At 54.0% G+C, this 14,495-nt stretch carries 17 protein-coding genes and 1 rRNA gene; 8 read left to right on the top strand and 10 right to left on the bottom strand.

Translation table 11 applies throughout. The annotated features are described in order from the left end of the window. Nucleotides 1-95, bottom strand: a 16S ribosomal RNA gene (locus SD961_RS03035); the annotation flags it as partial. 389 nt (nucleotides 96-484) lie between these two features. Further along, entirely contained in the window at nucleotides 485-1,045 is a 561-nt protein-coding gene (gene gmhB / locus SD961_RS03030) for a D-glycero-beta-D-manno-heptose 1,7-bisphosphate 7-phosphatase (RefSeq protein WP_318788911.1), read from the bottom strand. Nucleotides 1,046-1,221: 176 nt separating this feature from the next. Between gmhB and metN the strand changes: the two genes are divergently transcribed. From metN to proS, 6 genes are all read left to right on the top strand, one after another. Further along, complete coding sequence (metN, locus tag SD961_RS03025; RefSeq protein WP_318788910.1) at nucleotides 1,222-2,253, top strand: methionine ABC transporter ATP-binding protein MetN; 1,032 nt, start codon at nucleotides 1,222-1,224, stop codon at nucleotides 2,251-2,253. Further along, nucleotides 2,246-2,899, top strand: a complete 654-nt coding sequence (locus SD961_RS03020) for a methionine ABC transporter permease MetI (protein ID WP_306207756.1) — start codon at nucleotides 2,246-2,248, stop codon at nucleotides 2,897-2,899. The genes metN and SD961_RS03020 overlap by 8 nt, the downstream gene beginning before the upstream one ends. Nucleotides 2,900-2,925: 26 nt before the next feature. Continuing rightward, the gene (locus SD961_RS03015) at nucleotides 2,926-3,741 is read left to right on the top strand and encodes a MetQ/NlpA family lipoprotein (protein WP_318788909.1); all 816 of its coding nucleotides are present in this window, start codon (nucleotides 2,926-2,928) and stop codon (nucleotides 3,739-3,741) included. A gap of 148 nt (nucleotides 3,742-3,889) precedes the next feature. After that, nucleotides 3,890-4,294 (top strand): Rcs stress response system protein RcsF, encoded by a 405-nt coding sequence (rcsF, locus tag SD961_RS03010; protein WP_318788908.1) that lies wholly within the window; start codon nucleotides 3,890-3,892, stop codon nucleotides 4,292-4,294. Next, on the top strand, nucleotides 4,291-4,998 hold the full coding sequence (gene tsaA, locus SD961_RS03005) for a tRNA (N6-threonylcarbamoyladenosine(37)-N6)-methyltransferase TrmO (protein WP_318788907.1): 708 nt from the start codon (nucleotides 4,291-4,293) through the stop codon (nucleotides 4,996-4,998). The genes rcsF and tsaA overlap by 4 nt, the downstream gene beginning before the upstream one ends. A 111-nt stretch (nucleotides 4,999-5,109) precedes the next feature. Further along, nucleotides 5,110-6,828 carry a proline--tRNA ligase gene (gene proS, locus SD961_RS03000; RefSeq protein ID WP_318788906.1) on the top strand — a complete coding sequence of 573 codons (1,719 nt, stop codon included), beginning with the start codon at nucleotides 5,110-5,112 and terminating at the stop codon, nucleotides 6,826-6,828. A gap of 201 nt (nucleotides 6,829-7,029) precedes the next feature. On the opposite strand, the gene SD961_RS02995 is transcribed toward proS, so the two are convergent. From SD961_RS02995 to SD961_RS02985, 3 genes are read right to left on the bottom strand one after another with little or no spacing between them, the layout of a single operon-like run. Beyond that, a complete protein-coding gene (locus SD961_RS02995; RefSeq protein ID WP_318788905.1) occupies nucleotides 7,030-7,428 on the bottom strand; it encodes a copper resistance protein NlpE N-terminal domain-containing protein in 399 nt (132 codons plus the stop codon). A 23-nt stretch (nucleotides 7,429-7,451) separates the two neighbouring features. Continuing rightward, nucleotides 7,452-7,874, bottom strand: a complete 423-nt coding sequence (gene arfB, locus SD961_RS02990) for an alternative ribosome rescue aminoacyl-tRNA hydrolase ArfB (RefSeq protein WP_318788904.1) — start codon at nucleotides 7,872-7,874, stop codon at nucleotides 7,452-7,454. After that, nucleotides 7,871-8,425, bottom strand: a complete 555-nt coding sequence (locus tag SD961_RS02985) for a YaeQ family protein (RefSeq protein WP_318788903.1) — start codon at nucleotides 8,423-8,425, stop codon at nucleotides 7,871-7,873. Before SD961_RS02985 ends, arfB begins: the two co-directional genes overlap by 4 nt. A 125-nt stretch (nucleotides 8,426-8,550) precedes the next feature. On the opposite strand from SD961_RS02985, the gene SD961_RS02980 reads away from it, so the two are divergent. Together SD961_RS02980 and rof are read left to right on the top strand one after the other, a co-directional pair. Further along, nucleotides 8,551-8,751 (top strand): YaeP family protein, encoded by a 201-nt coding sequence (locus SD961_RS02980; protein WP_318788902.1) that lies wholly within the window; start codon nucleotides 8,551-8,553, stop codon nucleotides 8,749-8,751. Beyond that, on the top strand, nucleotides 8,738-9,001 hold the full coding sequence (rof, locus tag SD961_RS02975; RefSeq protein WP_318788901.1) for a Rho-binding antiterminator: 264 nt from the start codon (nucleotides 8,738-8,740) through the stop codon (nucleotides 8,999-9,001). The genes SD961_RS02980 and rof overlap by 14 nt, the downstream gene beginning before the upstream one ends. A gap of 35 nt (nucleotides 9,002-9,036) precedes the next feature. Here the strand turns inward: rof and SD961_RS02970 are convergent, their stop codons facing one another. The 5 genes from SD961_RS02970 to SD961_RS02950 form a co-directional block, all read right to left on the bottom strand. Further along, nucleotides 9,037-9,345, bottom strand: a complete 309-nt coding sequence (locus SD961_RS02970) for a cytochrome c (RefSeq protein WP_318788900.1) — start codon at nucleotides 9,343-9,345, stop codon at nucleotides 9,037-9,039. Between the two features lies 1 nt (nucleotide 9,346). After that, nucleotides 9,347-10,651 carry a tRNA lysidine(34) synthetase TilS gene (tilS, locus tag SD961_RS02965; RefSeq protein ID WP_318788899.1) on the bottom strand — a complete coding sequence of 435 codons (1,305 nt, stop codon included), beginning with the start codon at nucleotides 10,649-10,651 and terminating at the stop codon, nucleotides 9,347-9,349. Between the two features lie 64 nt (nucleotides 10,652-10,715). Further along, nucleotides 10,716-11,105 (bottom strand): VOC family protein, encoded by a 390-nt coding sequence (locus SD961_RS02960; RefSeq protein ID WP_318788898.1) that lies wholly within the window; start codon nucleotides 11,103-11,105, stop codon nucleotides 10,716-10,718. Nucleotides 11,106-11,181: 76 nt separating this feature from the next. Further along, complete coding sequence (locus tag SD961_RS02955) at nucleotides 11,182-13,323, bottom strand: lysine decarboxylase LdcC (protein ID WP_318788897.1); 2,142 nt, start codon at nucleotides 13,321-13,323, stop codon at nucleotides 11,182-11,184. A gap of 92 nt (nucleotides 13,324-13,415) precedes the next feature. After that, nucleotides 13,416-14,237 (bottom strand): A24 family peptidase, encoded by an 822-nt coding sequence (locus tag SD961_RS02950; RefSeq protein ID WP_318788896.1) that lies wholly within the window; start codon nucleotides 14,235-14,237, stop codon nucleotides 13,416-13,418. Between the last annotated feature and the right edge of the window lie 258 nt (nucleotides 14,238-14,495).

The raw sequence follows: 14,495 nt of genomic DNA, 5'->3' as shown, positions 1-14,495 counted from the left end.
CCCGAAGAGCAAGCTCTTCTGTGCTACCGTCCGACTTGCATGTGTTAGGCCTGCCGCCAGCGTTCAATCTGAGCCATGATCAAACTCTTCAATTAAAAGTTCGATTTGCTGCAACACGTGCAGCGATGCTCAAGTGTAAAACACTCATAATGAACTTCATTATGTGTTCACTCTTAAGACTTGATATTTTTTGCGCCTTGCGGCGCTGATATCAATCCTGCGAGTGCCCACACAGATTGTCTGATAAATTGTTAAAGAGCGTTGCGGCAAGCGCCCTGAGGCGTTACTGCGAGGTGGCGTATATTACGCTTTCCTCCTTCAGAGTCAACCCCTTAATCAGGAATTTTCTCTTCATCTTTCAGCACGCTGAGCGTTTGCTCGTTGCCGTTCGATGGAGGCGCATTATAGGGATGCGCCGTGGGAAGGCAAGCATAAATCTGAACTTTTTTATCAACCGCTGAAACTTCGTGCAGAACGCTGCTTTTTAGCCCTGTTTGATACGCGCAGGCAGGTCGGCCAGGCTGTTAATCACCCAATCGGCTGCTTTTTCGCCCTCTTCCGTTACCGGCTTCCCGCTGCGAACCAACACCTTTTTACCTACACCCGCCGCTTTGCCTGCCAGCATGTCATCAATTTTATCGCCAACCATATAAGAAGCGGCCATATCGATGTTCAGTTCTTTCTGTGCTGCCAGCAACATACCCGGTTCTGGTTTGCGGCAGTCGCACTGCTGGCGATACTCTTCTACTACTGCTTCAGGATGATGCGGGCAGAAATAGATGCCATCCAGATCGATATCGCGGTCAGCGAGCGACCAGTCCATCCATTCGGTCAACTGCATAAAGGTAACTTCAGAGAACATGCCGCGCGCGATACCAGACTGATTGGTCACCATCACCAGCGCGTAACCCATCTTTTTCAGTTCCTGCATCGCCTCAATAACGCCATCTATAAACTGAAAGTTGTCGATCTCATGGACGTAGCCATGATCCACATTCATCGTGCCATCACGATCCAGAAATATGGCGGGGACTTTGTCTGTCACGTAGAAACTCCTGCTACTAATGTTGCCGTAGAGTATCGCATGATTGCGCGTAGGGTGAGAACGGCAGTTTGAATGACTTTGATTGATTTAGCCATCTGGATGCCTTAACATCCATTCGCCTGCCCCCGGGTGAGGCACTCAATACACGCCACGGATAACTGCACTACGATAATAAAATGATAAAACTTAACTCTATCACCAAAGTGTTCCAGCAGGGGACGCGCACAATCACAGCGTTGTCTGATGTCAGCCTGCACGTGCCTGCCGGACAAATTTATGGCGTTATTGGCGCATCGGGTGCCGGGAAAAGTACCCTGATCCGCTGCGTTAACCTGCTTGAGCGCCCAACCTCTGGCAAAGTTCTGGTTGACGATCAGGAGTTAACCAGCCTGTCAGAAAGCGAGCTGACTCAGGCTCGCCGCCAGATCGGCATGATTTTCCAACATTTTAACCTGATGAATTCACGCACCGTGGCTGGCAACGTTGCCCTGCCGCTGGAACTGGGAAAACTGTCACGCGGCGAAATTGCCGCACGAGTAAAAGAGCTGCTTGAGCTGGTTGGTCTGGCTGATAAGCACGATTCCTGGCCCGCTAACCTCTCCGGCGGGCAAAAGCAGCGCGTGGCCATTGCCCGTGCGCTGGCAACCAATCCAAAAGTCTTGCTGTGTGATGAAGCCACCAGCGCGCTGGACCCGGCAACCACACGTTCAATCCTTGAACTGCTGAAAGACATTAACCGTCGTCTGGGCATCACCATTTTGCTGATCACCCATGAGATGGACGTGGTGAAACGTATTTGCGATCAGGTTGCGGTCATCAGTAACGGGCAGTTGATTGAGCAGGACACGGTTAGCGAAGTGTTCTCCCATCCCAAGACGCCTCTGGCACAGAAGTTTATCCAGTCCACGCTGCATCTGGATATTCCGGAAGATTACAGCCTGCGTCTCTCTGCGGAGAATAAGCCTGGAAGCGTACCTTTATTGCGCCTGGAATTCACCGGTCAGTCTGTGGATGCCCCGCTGCTCTCCGAGTCAGCTCGCCGTTTCAACGTGAATAACAATATTATCAGCGCCCAGATGGATTACGCCGGTGGCGTGAAGTTCGGCATCATGCTTACCGAGATGCATGGCACCGAGGCCGACACGCAGGCGGCTATTACGTTCCTGAAAGAGCATCATGTAAAGGTTGAGGTATTAGGTTATGTCTGAGGCAATGATCCTTCTTCTCTGCCGGGGTGTCTGGGAGACGCTGGTCATGACCTTTGTCTCGGGCTTCTTCGGCTTCGTTCTGGGTTTACCACTTGGCGTTCTGCTTTATGTCACCCGTCCGGGACAGATTATTGAGAGCCGTTCTCTTTACCGCTTTCTCTCTGCGGTGGTGAACATCTTCCGCGCAATCCCTTTTATTATTCTGCTGGTCTGGATGATTCCGTTCACGCGCATGATTGTAGGGACATCAATTGGTTTGCAGGCCGCTATTGTGCCGCTGACCATCGGCGCTGCGCCCTTTATTGCCCGTATGGTTGAGAATACGCTGCTGGAACTGCCAACCGGTCTGATTGAGGCTTCCCGCGCAATGGGCGCCACACCGCTGCAAATTGTGAAAAAAGTCCTGCTGCCCGAAGCGCTGCCAGGCCTGATTAACGCCGCGACTATTACGCTGATTACCCTGGTCGGTTACTCTGCAATGGGCGGTGCTGTGGGGGCCGGTGGCTTGGGGCAGATCGGTATCCAGTATGGTTATATCGGCTATAACGCAACGGTGATGAATACGGTATTAGTGTTGTTAGTTGTTTTAGTGTATTTGATTCAATTCTGTGGCGACCGCATTGCACGTGCTGTCACACATAAATAACAGCTCATTGAAATTAAGGAAGGGATATGTCTTTTAACTTTAAAACTTTTGCCGCTGTGGGCGCGCTGATTGGTACTTTGGCGCTGGTAGGTTGCGATCAGAAAGAGAAAGATCCAAACCATATTAAAGTAGGGGTGATTGTGGGTGCCGAGCAGCAGGTTGCTGAAGTGGCTAAGCAGGTCGCCAAAGATAAGTATGGTCTGGACGTTGAGCTGGTTACCTTTAACGATTACGTGTTGCCGAATGAAGCGCTGAGCAAAGGCGACATCGACGTTAACGCCTTCCAGCACAAACCTTATCTGGATCAGCAGATCAAAGATCGTGGCTACAAGCTGGTGACGGTCGGCAACACCTTCGTTTACCCGATTGCCGGCTACTCGAAAAAAATCAAATCGCTGGACGAGCTGCAGAACGGCGCGCAGGTTGCTATTCCTAACGATCCGACCAACCTGGGGCGTTCACTGCTGCTGCTGCAGAAAGTGGGCCTGATCAAACTCAAAGAAGGCACCGGCCTGCTGCCAACCTCTCTGGATGTGGTTGAGAACCCGAAGAACATCAAACTGGTTGAGCTGGAAGCCCCTCAACTGCCACGTTCGCTGGACGACCAGCAGATTGCGCTGGCTGTTATCAACACCACCTATGCCAGCCAGATCAATCTGACGCCGGCAAAAGATGGCATTTTTGTTGAAGATAAAGATTCGCCTTACGTGAACATGATTGTGGCGCGTGAAGATAACAAAGATGCAGAAAACGTGAAAAAATTCGTTCAGGCCTACCAGTCTGACGAAGTGAACGATGCCGCTAACAAGATTTTCAATGGCGGTGCCGTTAAAGGCTGGTAAGCGGGCCTTTCTGCGGTTACTACTGCGGTCCCCTCTCTCCACAGTGCAAAAGCGGGCTTATGCCCGCTTTTGCCTTCTTAAGCGCTTGTTATTTCCCCGAAGGCTTGTTTCAATAACGCCCACTTTATCCGAACCAGAGGATTGTCCCATGCGTGTTTTACCGCTCTGTTTGTTAGCCCTCTCGCTGACAGGGTGTTCGTTGCTGCATAAGCCTTATAAGCCTGTCGAACCCTTTAAGAAGACAACACAAACTCAGTCCGGAGCCAGTAAACCGCAGCCACGCCCTGTGCCGGTAAAGTTGTATACGGATGCCGGCGATCTGGTCAGCAAGCCGTTCCGCGACCTGGGTGAAGTGTATGGTGATGATTGTCAGGCAACGGCGCAGAGCTCGCCGCCAAATCTCAATACCGCCCGTAAAAGAATGCAGATACGCGCGTCAAACATGAAAGCGAATGCGGTGCTGGTCCATCAGTGTGAAGTCGTCAGCAATGCTCAGGGCTGCTACCGTCAGGCCGTATGTCAGGGTTCTGCACTGAAAGTTTCCAGTCAATGAGTGCATTTTCCTTCCAGCAAATCGGCACCATACACTCCCCCTGGAAGGAGAAGTTTGCCGTTCCCCGTCAGCCAGGTCTGATTCAGGATGGCGGCGGAGAGCTTCATCTTTGCGCCCCCTACAATCAGCCTGAAGCCGTTCGCGGACTGGAAGCGTTCAGTCATCTGTGGCTGCTTTTTGTTTTTCATCAGACCATGGAGGGCGGCTGGCGGCCAACCGTTCGCCCTCCCCGGCTGGGCGGTAATGCGCGGATGGGCGTTTTTGCCACGCGTTCTACCTTCCGGCCAAACCCCATTGGTATGTCACTGGTCGAGCTGAAAGGCATCCGTACGGAAAAAGGCGGCGTGGTGCTGGAGCTGGGGAGCCTGGACCTGGTGGACGGCACGCCGGTCGTCGACATCAAGCCTTACCTGCCCTTTGCCGAAGCCCTACCGGAAGCGCAGGCAGGCTTTGCTCAACAGGCTCCGGAAGCGGCCATGCCGGTAACGTTTTCACCCCAGGCTCAGCAACAGCTTGCGCTTTATGACAGGCAGTACCCGCATCTGGAACGCTTTATCACTCAGGTTCTGGCGCAGGACCCGCGCCCCGCTTACCGAAAAGGGGAAGAGCCGGAACGTGAGTATGCCGCCTGGCTGCTGGATTTCAACGTACGCTGGTGCGTTAACGCCACGGGAACCGTGGTGATTGCGCTCGATCCCCGTTAATTTGTTACCCTGCATCTTTTGACTCTTCGGACACGCTGGTACACTAGCCGCCAGAATTTTTTTTGCCCTGCTGTCTTCGTATAGCTTTCCGCATAAATGGAATCGTAACTCATGCGTACTACTCAATATCTGCTTTCCACCCAAAAGGAGACGCCTGCCGACGCAGAAGTGATCAGCCACCAGCTGATGCTGCGTGCCGGGATGATCCGTAAGCTGGCCTCTGGGTTATATACCTGGTTGCCAACCGGCCTGCGCGTTCTGAAAAAAGTTGAAAACATCGTGCGTGAAGAGATGAACAACGCCGGCGCGATTGAGATCTCCATGCCGGTGGTACAGCCAGCCGATCTCTGGCAGGAAAGTGGACGTTGGGAACAGTATGGCCCGGAGCTGCTGCGCTTCGTGGACCGTGGCGATCGCCCTTTCGTACTCGGCCCGACGCATGAAGAGGTGGTGACCGATCTGATCCGTAACGAGCTGAGCTCTTACAAACAGCTGCCGCTGAACGTGTTCCAGATCCAGACTAAATTCCGTGATGAAGTCCGCCCACGTTTTGGCGTGATGCGCTCACGTGAATTCATCATGAAAGATGCCTACTCTTTCCACGCATCGCAGGAGTCTTTACAGGCCACCTACGATGATATGTACCGCGCCTACAGCCAGAGCTTCAGGCGAATGGGGTTAGATTTTCGTGCGGTGCAGGCTGATACCGGTTCTATCGGCGGCAGCGCATCACATGAGTTCCAGGTACTGGCACAGAGCGGTGAAGACGATGTGGTTTTCTCTACTGACTCTGACTACGCAGCCAATATTGAGTTTGCCGAAGCGGTTGCGCCTGCGGGCGGGCGTGCCGATGCCCGGCAGGAGATGCAGCAGATTGATACGCCAGAGGCGAAAACCATCGCGGCGCTGGTCGAGCAGTTCAACCTGCCAGTTGAGAAAACCGTAAAAACGCTGATGGTGAAAGCGACCAAAGAGAGCGGCCATTCGCTGGTTGCCTTGCTGGTTCGTGGCGATCATGAACTCAACGAAATTAAAGCTGAAAAGCTCGATCTGGTTGCTGCACCGCTCACCTTCGCTACCGAAGAGGAGATCCGCGCTGTCGTTGGTGCCGGCCCTGGCTCACTGGGTCCGGTTGGCCTGACGATGCCTGTTGTTATTGATCGCAGCGTCGCGGTAATGAGTGATTTCTGTGCAGGTGCCAACATTGACGGCAAGCATTTTACCGGCATTAACTGGCTGCGTGATTTACCTTTGCCGCACGTGGCGGATATTCGTAACGTAGTGGAAGGCGATGCCAGCCCGGATGGGAAAGGGACATTGCAGATCAAACGCGGCATTGAAGTAGGCCATATCTTCCAGTTGGGTACCAAGTACTCAGAAGCGATGAAGGCCTCTGTGCAGGGTGAAGATGGGCGCAATCAAACTCTGATGATGGGCTGCTACGGCATCGGCATTACCCGCATCGTGGCGGCGGCGATCGAGCAGAATCACGACGATCGCGGCATTATCTGGCCTGCAGCCCTGGCCCCGTTCCAGGTTGCGATTTTGCCCATGAACATGCATAAATCTTTCCGTGTGAAGGAGCTGGCAGAAGAGCTGTATTCTCAGCTGCGTGCCAAAGGGATTGAGGTGATCCTGGACGATCGTAAAGAGCGTCCTGGCGTGATGTTTGCGGATATGGAACTGATTGGCGTGCCGCACACCATCGTGATTGGCGACCGCAATCTTGACAGCGAAGAGATTGAGTACAAATCCCGTCGTGAAGGCGAGAAGCAAATGATCAAAACCAGCGAAATCCTTGATTTTCTGGTAGCTGAAATCAACGGCTAACATGCTCACTCCCTGTCATTGAGGGAGGGTAAAGCAGAGAGTAAAACGGGGCGGCTGATACTTAAGCCGCCCCGTTTCTTTAAGGCTGGTTACACAGTGGGTACGGTTACCCGACTCCGCAGGATTCAGCGATCAGCACCGCCCCCGGCATCCGTTATCAGTGGCTATCTGTCCACCAGAGGCTCTTCTGTAACGCCGCCATCAAATTTGTACCGGTGCCAGTCGGTAACTGTTAGCGGTCTCAATGGGGTTGCCGTGGGTATCCATCATCTCCAGTCCACTTTCCAGCGGGCGGAAATAGCGTTTCTCTCCCCGGTCTGAAACCAGCACCAATTTTTCAGCGGTTCTGCTCCAGCGTCCCTGCTGCCGGGTCTGAACATTATCAGAACCGAGGTACTTCTCGTTCAGGCTGTAGCGCCCACCCTGCTGCAGCAGCAACGACACCTCAATACCTTCGCAATCGGCACAGGGAATAACCCCTTTAAATTGTTGCACCGTGGTTTCTGGCCTCTGGCTGGCAGAGACAGAGTCGTGATTCTGGCAGCCGAGAAGCGAGCCAAAAGAGAATGTTACCAGCATCGCTATAACAATTTTTTTCACACAGCCTCTCCGTTTTGTCAGGGTTATTCCGGCGTGCCGCGCATTTTGCCGCGCAGTGACTTGGTTGAGGCCTTACGCGCCTTTCCTTCAAGCCGCCGTTTCTTTGATGCCAGCGTCGGGCGCGTGGCCCGCCGCGTTTTCTCCACCACGGTCAGCTCCTGGATCAAATTCTCCAGCCGTCTGAGCGCCGCTTCCCGGTTCATCTCCTGGCTGCGGTACTCCTGCGCTTTAATAATCACCACCCCTTCCGGAGTTATCAGGTGATGGCTGGCCGCCAGCAGTTTTTCTTTATAGAACTCCGGCAGGCTGGAGGCGCGAATATCAAAGCGCAGATGAATGGCGGTTGAACTTTTATTGACGTTTTGTCCGCCGTTGCCCTGCGCCCTGATAGCCGTCAGCTCCAGTTCACCGTCAGGAATTGTGACGTTGCGTGACAAAATAATCATGCCAGCTTGCCGTTAATCAGCCAGTCCGTAAAGCGCAGCTCCAGATGATTTTGATCGTCGGAGAGCCAGATCGTGCCGTCCTGGATGGTCGCCTGTAAGGCCATAGAGCGCGAAGCCAGCTGCGTTAACGCTTTAAGCTGCTCATCATCCAGGAACCGTACCGTCAGATTGTCCTGCTGGGCGAGTTTGTTCTGGTTCTGCTGCCACCAGATCTGCGCTGCACGTCCATTATAGGTATATAACACTACGCTGGCTGAGCGATTACAGGCTCTTTTCACCCTTCTCTCTTCCGGCAGGCCCAGCTCAACCCAAACCTCAATACCATTATGATCGTTCAGCAGCCAGATCTCCGGCTCATCTTCCGCACTTAAGCCGCGGGTAAAGGTCAATCGTTCATGCGCGTTTACCAGCCACGCCAGCAGCCGCAGCATCAGCCGCTCCTCGGTTTCTGAAGGGTGCCTGGCCAGGGTCAGGCTGCTGTCGAGAAAAACATTTCTGTCCATATCTGCAACGTTTACCGTCGCTTTATAAATGGTCGCTTTAAGTGCCATGGGGTTCCTTATCGTCAATACCTGCCATTGTAACCCGTTGGGAGAGCAAATCACTCGCCGGTGGGCTGATTTCCCGCAAAAGCCTGTGTTATAGTCGTCAAATAGCAACCCTGGGTGAGGTGCACATGCAAAAGTATTGTGAATTAGTTCGCCGTAAGTACGCTGAAATCGGCAGCGGCGATCTGGGATACGTGCCGGACGCATTAAGTTGCGTCCTGAAAGCACTCGATGAGGTAGCGGCAAATTCAGAGCTACCCTCTTCTGTCAGGGAACAGGCAGCCTTTGCTGCTGCAAACTTATTGGTGAGCGATTATGTTAATGAATGAAGTCTACAAACCGATAAACTGCGATGATTATGACAACCTGGAACTCGCCTGCCAGAACAGCTGGACGCTGGCGCTGGAACTGAAAGATGGTGAAAAGCTGCAGGCGAAAGCGACTGATATGGTGTCCCGCAAAAACGTTGAATATCTCGCCATCGATCTTTCCGGTGAAGTCCGTGAGCTGCGGCTGGACCATATCGTCAGCTTCAGCCATCCCGACTTAGGCACTGTCGTCGTCAGCGAATCTGACTAATCTCCCGGGCGGAACAGATTCCGCCCCTGCCCTTCTCAGGGCTGCAGAGTGGCATAATAAGCCGCCAAATCGTCAATATCTCCCTCACTCAGTCCCGCGACAAATGCCTTCATGACCTCTGCCTGCCCACCGTTGCGCTCCCCTTTCTTGTAAGCCTGTAAGGCATGTGCCAGATAGGCAGCATTCTGCCCGGCAAGATGCGGATAAAGCGGAACGCTGGCCTTTCCTGCTGCACCATGACAAGCCTGACAGGCGCTGGCTTTTTGCTGCCCTGCCTGCACATTGCCTGCGGCCCAGGATACGCCAGGCACGATTAACGCCACCATTAACACGACTCTTTTCATTTTATTGCTGTTCCTTGTTCCAGCTAAGGTGCCAGCAGGAATAGTTTTCCGGATCGCCTTCCCGGGTCACGAACACGCCTGCTGCGGCGATCAACCTGTCGCCATAAAAAAGTAAGGGGGTACGGTCTCGCTGCCAGGGTGGAATCCCTTTCTCCTGCCAGATTTTTTTCAGCGACCGGCTGCCCGCCCGGTCCGTTAAATGGAATTTCCCCTGTGCCTGAAAGCGTACACTCACCTCTTCATCTTTGAACGGTGCGCGAACCTTCATGCCCTCTTCATCCCACTGCAACCACCCTAAGTCCTGGGGAAGAGCGAGCGTTTTCTCCTCCTGAGGCCAGGGCAGTACCAGCCCGGCCACCGGCTGATTTACCGCCAACCAGTAAAGCCTGTCGCGAAAGCGGCGGACTTCGAACTGACCCAAGCGTACATGGGGTTCTGCATCTTCCCGACTACAGGCTACTTCCTGCCAGATGCGGACAAGCGCCTCACGCGAGGGCATCAGGCCGTGCTGTAACGCTATCCAGCGCCGGATTAGCGCAGCACGCCGCGCCTCACTCATCGCCAGCAGAGGAGGCCAGGCCAGGCCATTTTCACTGTCCACCAGTTCGCGCAGGGAATCTGCCAGGAGCTCGTCTAACAGCTGCTCCTGTTCAGCGCAAAGCGCGGCGCTGCGTGCTGCGGCCTGCGAAAAATGCGGCCAGCGGCTGGCCAGCTGTGGGATCACGGTTTGCCGCAAAAAGTTGCGGTCAAAACGGGTATCCTGATTGCTGTCATCCTCTATCCAGCTCAGCGCATGCTCCGCGGCCCAGGCTTCCAGTTGTTGACGGGTAAGAGAGAGCAGAGGCCTGAGCAATCTTTGGCCGCGGGAAAAGGATTCAGCCGCCATGCCAGATAATCCTGCTGGTCCACTGCCGCGCTTCAGCGCCAACAGCAAAGTTTCACACTGATCGTCCTGATGCTGGGCAGTCAGCAAACATTCCGCAGGCCGCAGATGCTGAGTAAAAGCCTGATAACGTGCCGCCCGCGCAGCTGCCTCAATCCCTTTCCCTTGTGGAGCCAGCGTTACGTGAGCCACCACCAGTTCTACCTGCCAGCGACTGCACTGCAGCTGACAATGCTCCACCCAGCTGTCCGCCAGAGGATTCAGACCATGATGAATATGAATTGCCCGGATCTGCAGTTCGGGATGCTGCTCACGCAGCCTCACCAACTGGTGCAGCAATACGGTGGAATCCAGCCCACCGCTGTACCCAACCAGCAGTTGCTGATGGCCATGAAGATGGTGGGCTAGAGAATGCAGTGGCATGAAAGTTCCGTAAAAATTGGCAACCCGGCCAGACCTGACCTGACCGGGTCAGAATGGCACTATCTTACGCCTGATACAGCTCCAGCGGCAAACCATCCGGATCGGAGAAGAAGGTGTAGCGCTTGTCGGTTACAGGATCGATGCGCACCGGCTCGCAGGCCACGCCGTGTGCTTCCAGATGCTGTTTCGCAGCGTCAACGTCATCCACGCTGAATGCCAGGTGGCGCAGGCCGCAGGCTTCAGGCTGCGTAGGACGCGCTGGCGGAAAGGGAAAGGAGAAAAGCTCAATAGTGTACTCACCATTCAGGGCCAAATCCCCTTTCCAGGAATCCCGCGCTTCACGGTACACTTCGCCCATCAGGGTGAACCCCAGGATGTCACAATAGAAGGCCTTACTGACCTGATACTGATCGGCAATAATGGCGATATGGTGAACCTTTTTAAGACCTAACATAATAATTCCTTGATAATGGCTTCCATGCCCTACCTTACGCAGCCGCTCCGGCACCCACAATGGCACAATTCTGGATTTAGCCCGCTTTCAGTACCCGCACCAGGTACTGCCCTTCATCGGTCAAGGTTGCGCCGTGAATATCCGTTTCGAAACCGGGGTAATGCCGGCCAATGGTGCAAAGCATCAGCAGGAAATCGAGCACGGCCCGGCTCTCTTCGGTGATCATCTCTCCTGGCATTACTACCGGTACCCCAGGCGGATAAGGCAGGATCATATTGGCAGAGACGCGGCCCACCATCTTCGCGATATCAACCGTTTCAACGTTGCCTTTTACCTGCTGCTGAAACATCTGATGCGGCGTCATTTTCATCTCTGGCAGCGTGGCAAAGGCCTGTAGCATCAGCCGCGGCAGATCGTGCTGGCGGATCAGCGTATGGATCCCCTGCGCCAAATCCTGAATGCGCATATTACGGTAGAAATCAGGATCCTCAGCGTAGAGATCCGGCAGCATGTTTTTAACGCGCAGATTAAGATCGTAAGCCCGCTTGAATTCGGTCAGCCCGCGCAGCACGCTCATGGCTTTGGTTTTATCAATGCCGATGCTGAACAGGAACAGCAGGTTATAGGGACCGGTTTTTTCCACCACCACACCGCGTTCGTCCAGAAATTTAGCGACCAGTGCGGCAGGAATGCCCTCATCTGCCATCACGCCCTGCTCACTCATCCCCGGCGTCAGGATCGTCACCTTGATCGGATCCAGATACATATGATCAGCATCTGCGTCCATAAAGCCGTGCCACTCCTCGTCTCCCGGCTGGATCGGCCAGCATTCCGGTTCGTCTACCCCTTCCGGTTGCCAGATATCAAAGAACCAGCCGTCGGACTCTTCCCGCAGCCGCTGGACTTCGCGACGGAAATGCAGCGCGCGCTCAACCGAGCGGTTGATCAGCCGTTTGCCGGGATTTCCCCGCAGCATAGCCGCTGCCGTCTCAATCGAAGCCACAATAGCGTAGTTGGGTGAGGTGGTAGTGTGCATCATGTAGGCTTCATTAAAGGTTTGCTCGTCGTAGTCCCCTTTAATATGGATCAACGAAGCTTGAGAAAAGGCAGCCAGCAGTTTGTGGGTCGACTGCGTTTCATAAATGACTTTTCCCGGCGTGCGCTCGCCGCTCATGCCGCTCAGACCAGCGTAGATAGGATGGAAATTGGTGTAAGGAACCCAGGCTGAATCAAAATGGATGGAAGGGACGTCCAGCGTCTCTTTAATATATTGGGTGTTATAGAGCAGCCCATCATAGGTGGAGTTAGTGATCACTGCATGAACCGGCCAGGTTGCCCGTTCCGTCTGGGCCACCTTCAGCGCGATGCTCTCTTTAGTGAATTCACGCTTAGGAATACCGCCAAGAATACCCAGCGCATTGCGCGTAGGCTTCAGCCAGATGGGGATAATGTCGCTCATCATCAACAGATGGGTCAGAGACTTATGACAATTACGGTCAATCAGCACCGTGCTGCCTGCGGCGGCGGCGTACATGCCGACAATTTTGTTCGAGGTGGAGGTGCCATTAGTGACCATATAGCTTTGCTCCGCGCCAAACGTGCGCGCCACATACTCTTCGGCATCCAGGTGCGGGCCGGTATGGTCGAGCAGCGATCCCAGCTCGGTTACCGAAATAGAGACGTCAGCCTTCAGCGTATTCGCGCCAAAGAAATCATAAAATAGCGTGCCAACCGGGCTTTTCTGAAAGGCCGTACCGGCCATATGTCCCGGCGTACAGAAGGTATATTTCCCCTCTTTCACATAGGTAAACAGCGCTTTGGTCAGTGGGGGAGTAATGGTATCGATATATTCGTTGGTGTACTGGCGGATACGCTGGCCAATCTCTTCCGCTGCACCCAGGCCATATTCAAAGAACCAGATAGCCATGCGCAGTTCATTGACGCTGACATCCATCGTGGAATGGGTGTTGATAAATGCATAAAGCGGCAGGTATTCATTCAGCAGTTGAACCTCGCAGCATAAATCCATTCCGTGTTCATCCCAGTCAAAGATGACGCCACAGATGCGGGGATTATGCTCAATCAGCTTCAGCAGATCGTTGGCATCTTTTGGATAGATGGTCTGGAACCCCTGGCTAGTCAACGCCCCGTCCAGTTCACGGATGGGTTCATCTTTATAAAATGCGTTATGCGGTCCCATGATCGCGATGATATTCAATGCTTACCTCCTGGTAGAAATGCTGCAGGGGTAAGCATAGCGAAGATTGCAGCCTGCAGGCGCAAAGTGTTCCAAAGATCGGCCATATCTCATCAGGTTACCGAAGGGGTAGCCACCAGCCACCAGCCAGAGAGCGCCAGACAGGGGCCGAACGGCAGCGGATTATCTCGCATGCTTCGCCCTGTCAGGCGTAATAGCAGAACAGCGATTATCCCCATTAATGCAGCGTGGAGCAGCAGTGCCGGCAAACGCTGCCAGCCGCACCAGGCCCCTATGGCTGCCAGCAGCTTGATATCGCCATAGCCTAATCCTTCTTTTCCGGTTGCCAGCTTAAATCCCCAACAGACTAACCACAGAGAGAGATAGCCCGCTGCGGCTCCGATAACGGCCTCTTTTAGCGGCACCAGCGCCCCCTCCAGGTTCGCCAGCAGGCCCAGCCAAAGTAGCGGCAGGGTCAGGATATCGGGCAACTGCATGTGCTGGATATCGATCGCTGTCAGCGCTATCAGCAGCCAGGAAAAAAGCGCGAGGGCAAACGCCGTTTCTCCCGGTGGCCAGCAGTATGCAATCCAGCCGCTGCACAGCGCGGCTACCAGCTCCACCAGCGGATAACGCCAGCTGATACGATGCTGGCAACTGTGACAACGGCCTTGTAGCAGGAGCCAGCTCAGCAGGGGAATATTATGGTAAAAAGCCAGCGGGCTGCGACAGCGAGGGCAGCAGGAACGGGGCAAAAACAGATTGAAGCGCACCGGCCCCCTCTCTTCCTGCGGTAGCAGACCGGAGAGCTGATGCCATTCTCTCTGCGCCTGTTGTTGCAGCATCATCGGCAGACGCCAGATCACGCAGTTCACCACGCTGCCAGCCAGCAGACCCAGTCCGCACATCGTTATCAGCCATAGTGACAGCGTCATCGCCTCTTCTCCCTGTGATATTCACAGGCCATCTTAATCATTCTTATGGAAGAAAAAATAAGCCGGGTTAAAAACTGGGAAGCGTATTCCAGACTGTTTGCATGCCGTTTTTTTGATGAAAAAAGAAGAGTAGAGAAGAGAAGGTTGTTGAGAACGATTAAAGAGATTATAGGCAGGCATATTGCTGGTGGCGGCGCATGATCCTCCGATCCGCTGTTTTCATTCGCTGCGGAAAGGGTGAACAGATAGCCATAAAAA

The organism is Erwinia sp. MMLR14_017 (assembly GCF_033657285.1).
GTDB lineage: Bacteria > Pseudomonadota > Gammaproteobacteria > Enterobacterales > Enterobacteriaceae > Erwinia.
The sequence above is the reverse complement of the archived record's forward strand: the minus strand, read 5'-3'. Positions and strand labels throughout refer to the sequence as shown.

Bases quoted from the DNA above. Each gene is read 5' to 3' on its own strand.
- metN (WP_318788910.1), top strand. From the start codon at position 1,222: ATGATAAAACTTAACTCTATCACCAAAGTGTTCCAGCAGGGGACGCGC.
- SD961_RS03020 (WP_306207756.1), top strand. From the start codon at position 2,246: ATGTCTGAGGCAATGATCCTTCTTCTCTGCCGGGGTGTCTGGGAGACG.
- SD961_RS03015 (WP_318788909.1), top strand. From the start codon at position 2,926: ATGTCTTTTAACTTTAAAACTTTTGCCGCTGTGGGCGCGCTGATTGGT.
- rcsF (WP_318788908.1), top strand. From the start codon at position 3,890: ATGCGTGTTTTACCGCTCTGTTTGTTAGCCCTCTCGCTGACAGGGTGT.
- tsaA (WP_318788907.1), top strand. From the start codon at position 4,291: ATGAGTGCATTTTCCTTCCAGCAAATCGGCACCATACACTCCCCCTGG.
- proS (WP_318788906.1), top strand. From the start codon at position 5,110: ATGCGTACTACTCAATATCTGCTTTCCACCCAAAAGGAGACGCCTGCC.
- arfB (WP_318788904.1), bottom strand. From the start codon at position 7,874: ATGATTATTTTGTCACGCAACGTCACAATTCCTGACGGTGAACTGGAG.
- SD961_RS02985 (WP_318788903.1), bottom strand. From the start codon at position 8,425: ATGGCACTTAAAGCGACCATTTATAAAGCGACGGTAAACGTTGCAGAT.
- SD961_RS02980 (WP_318788902.1), top strand. From the start codon at position 8,551: ATGCAAAAGTATTGTGAATTAGTTCGCCGTAAGTACGCTGAAATCGGC.
- rof (WP_318788901.1), top strand. From the start codon at position 8,738: ATGTTAATGAATGAAGTCTACAAACCGATAAACTGCGATGATTATGAC.
- SD961_RS02970 (WP_318788900.1), bottom strand. From the start codon at position 9,345: ATGAAAAGAGTCGTGTTAATGGTGGCGTTAATCGTGCCTGGCGTATCC.
- tilS (WP_318788899.1), bottom strand. From the start codon at position 10,651: ATGCCACTGCATTCTCTAGCCCACCATCTTCATGGCCATCAGCAACTG.
- SD961_RS02960 (WP_318788898.1), bottom strand. From the start codon at position 11,105: ATGTTAGGTCTTAAAAAGGTTCACCATATCGCCATTATTGCCGATCAG.
- SD961_RS02950 (WP_318788896.1), bottom strand. From the start codon at position 14,237: ATGACGCTGTCACTATGGCTGATAACGATGTGCGGACTGGGTCTGCTG.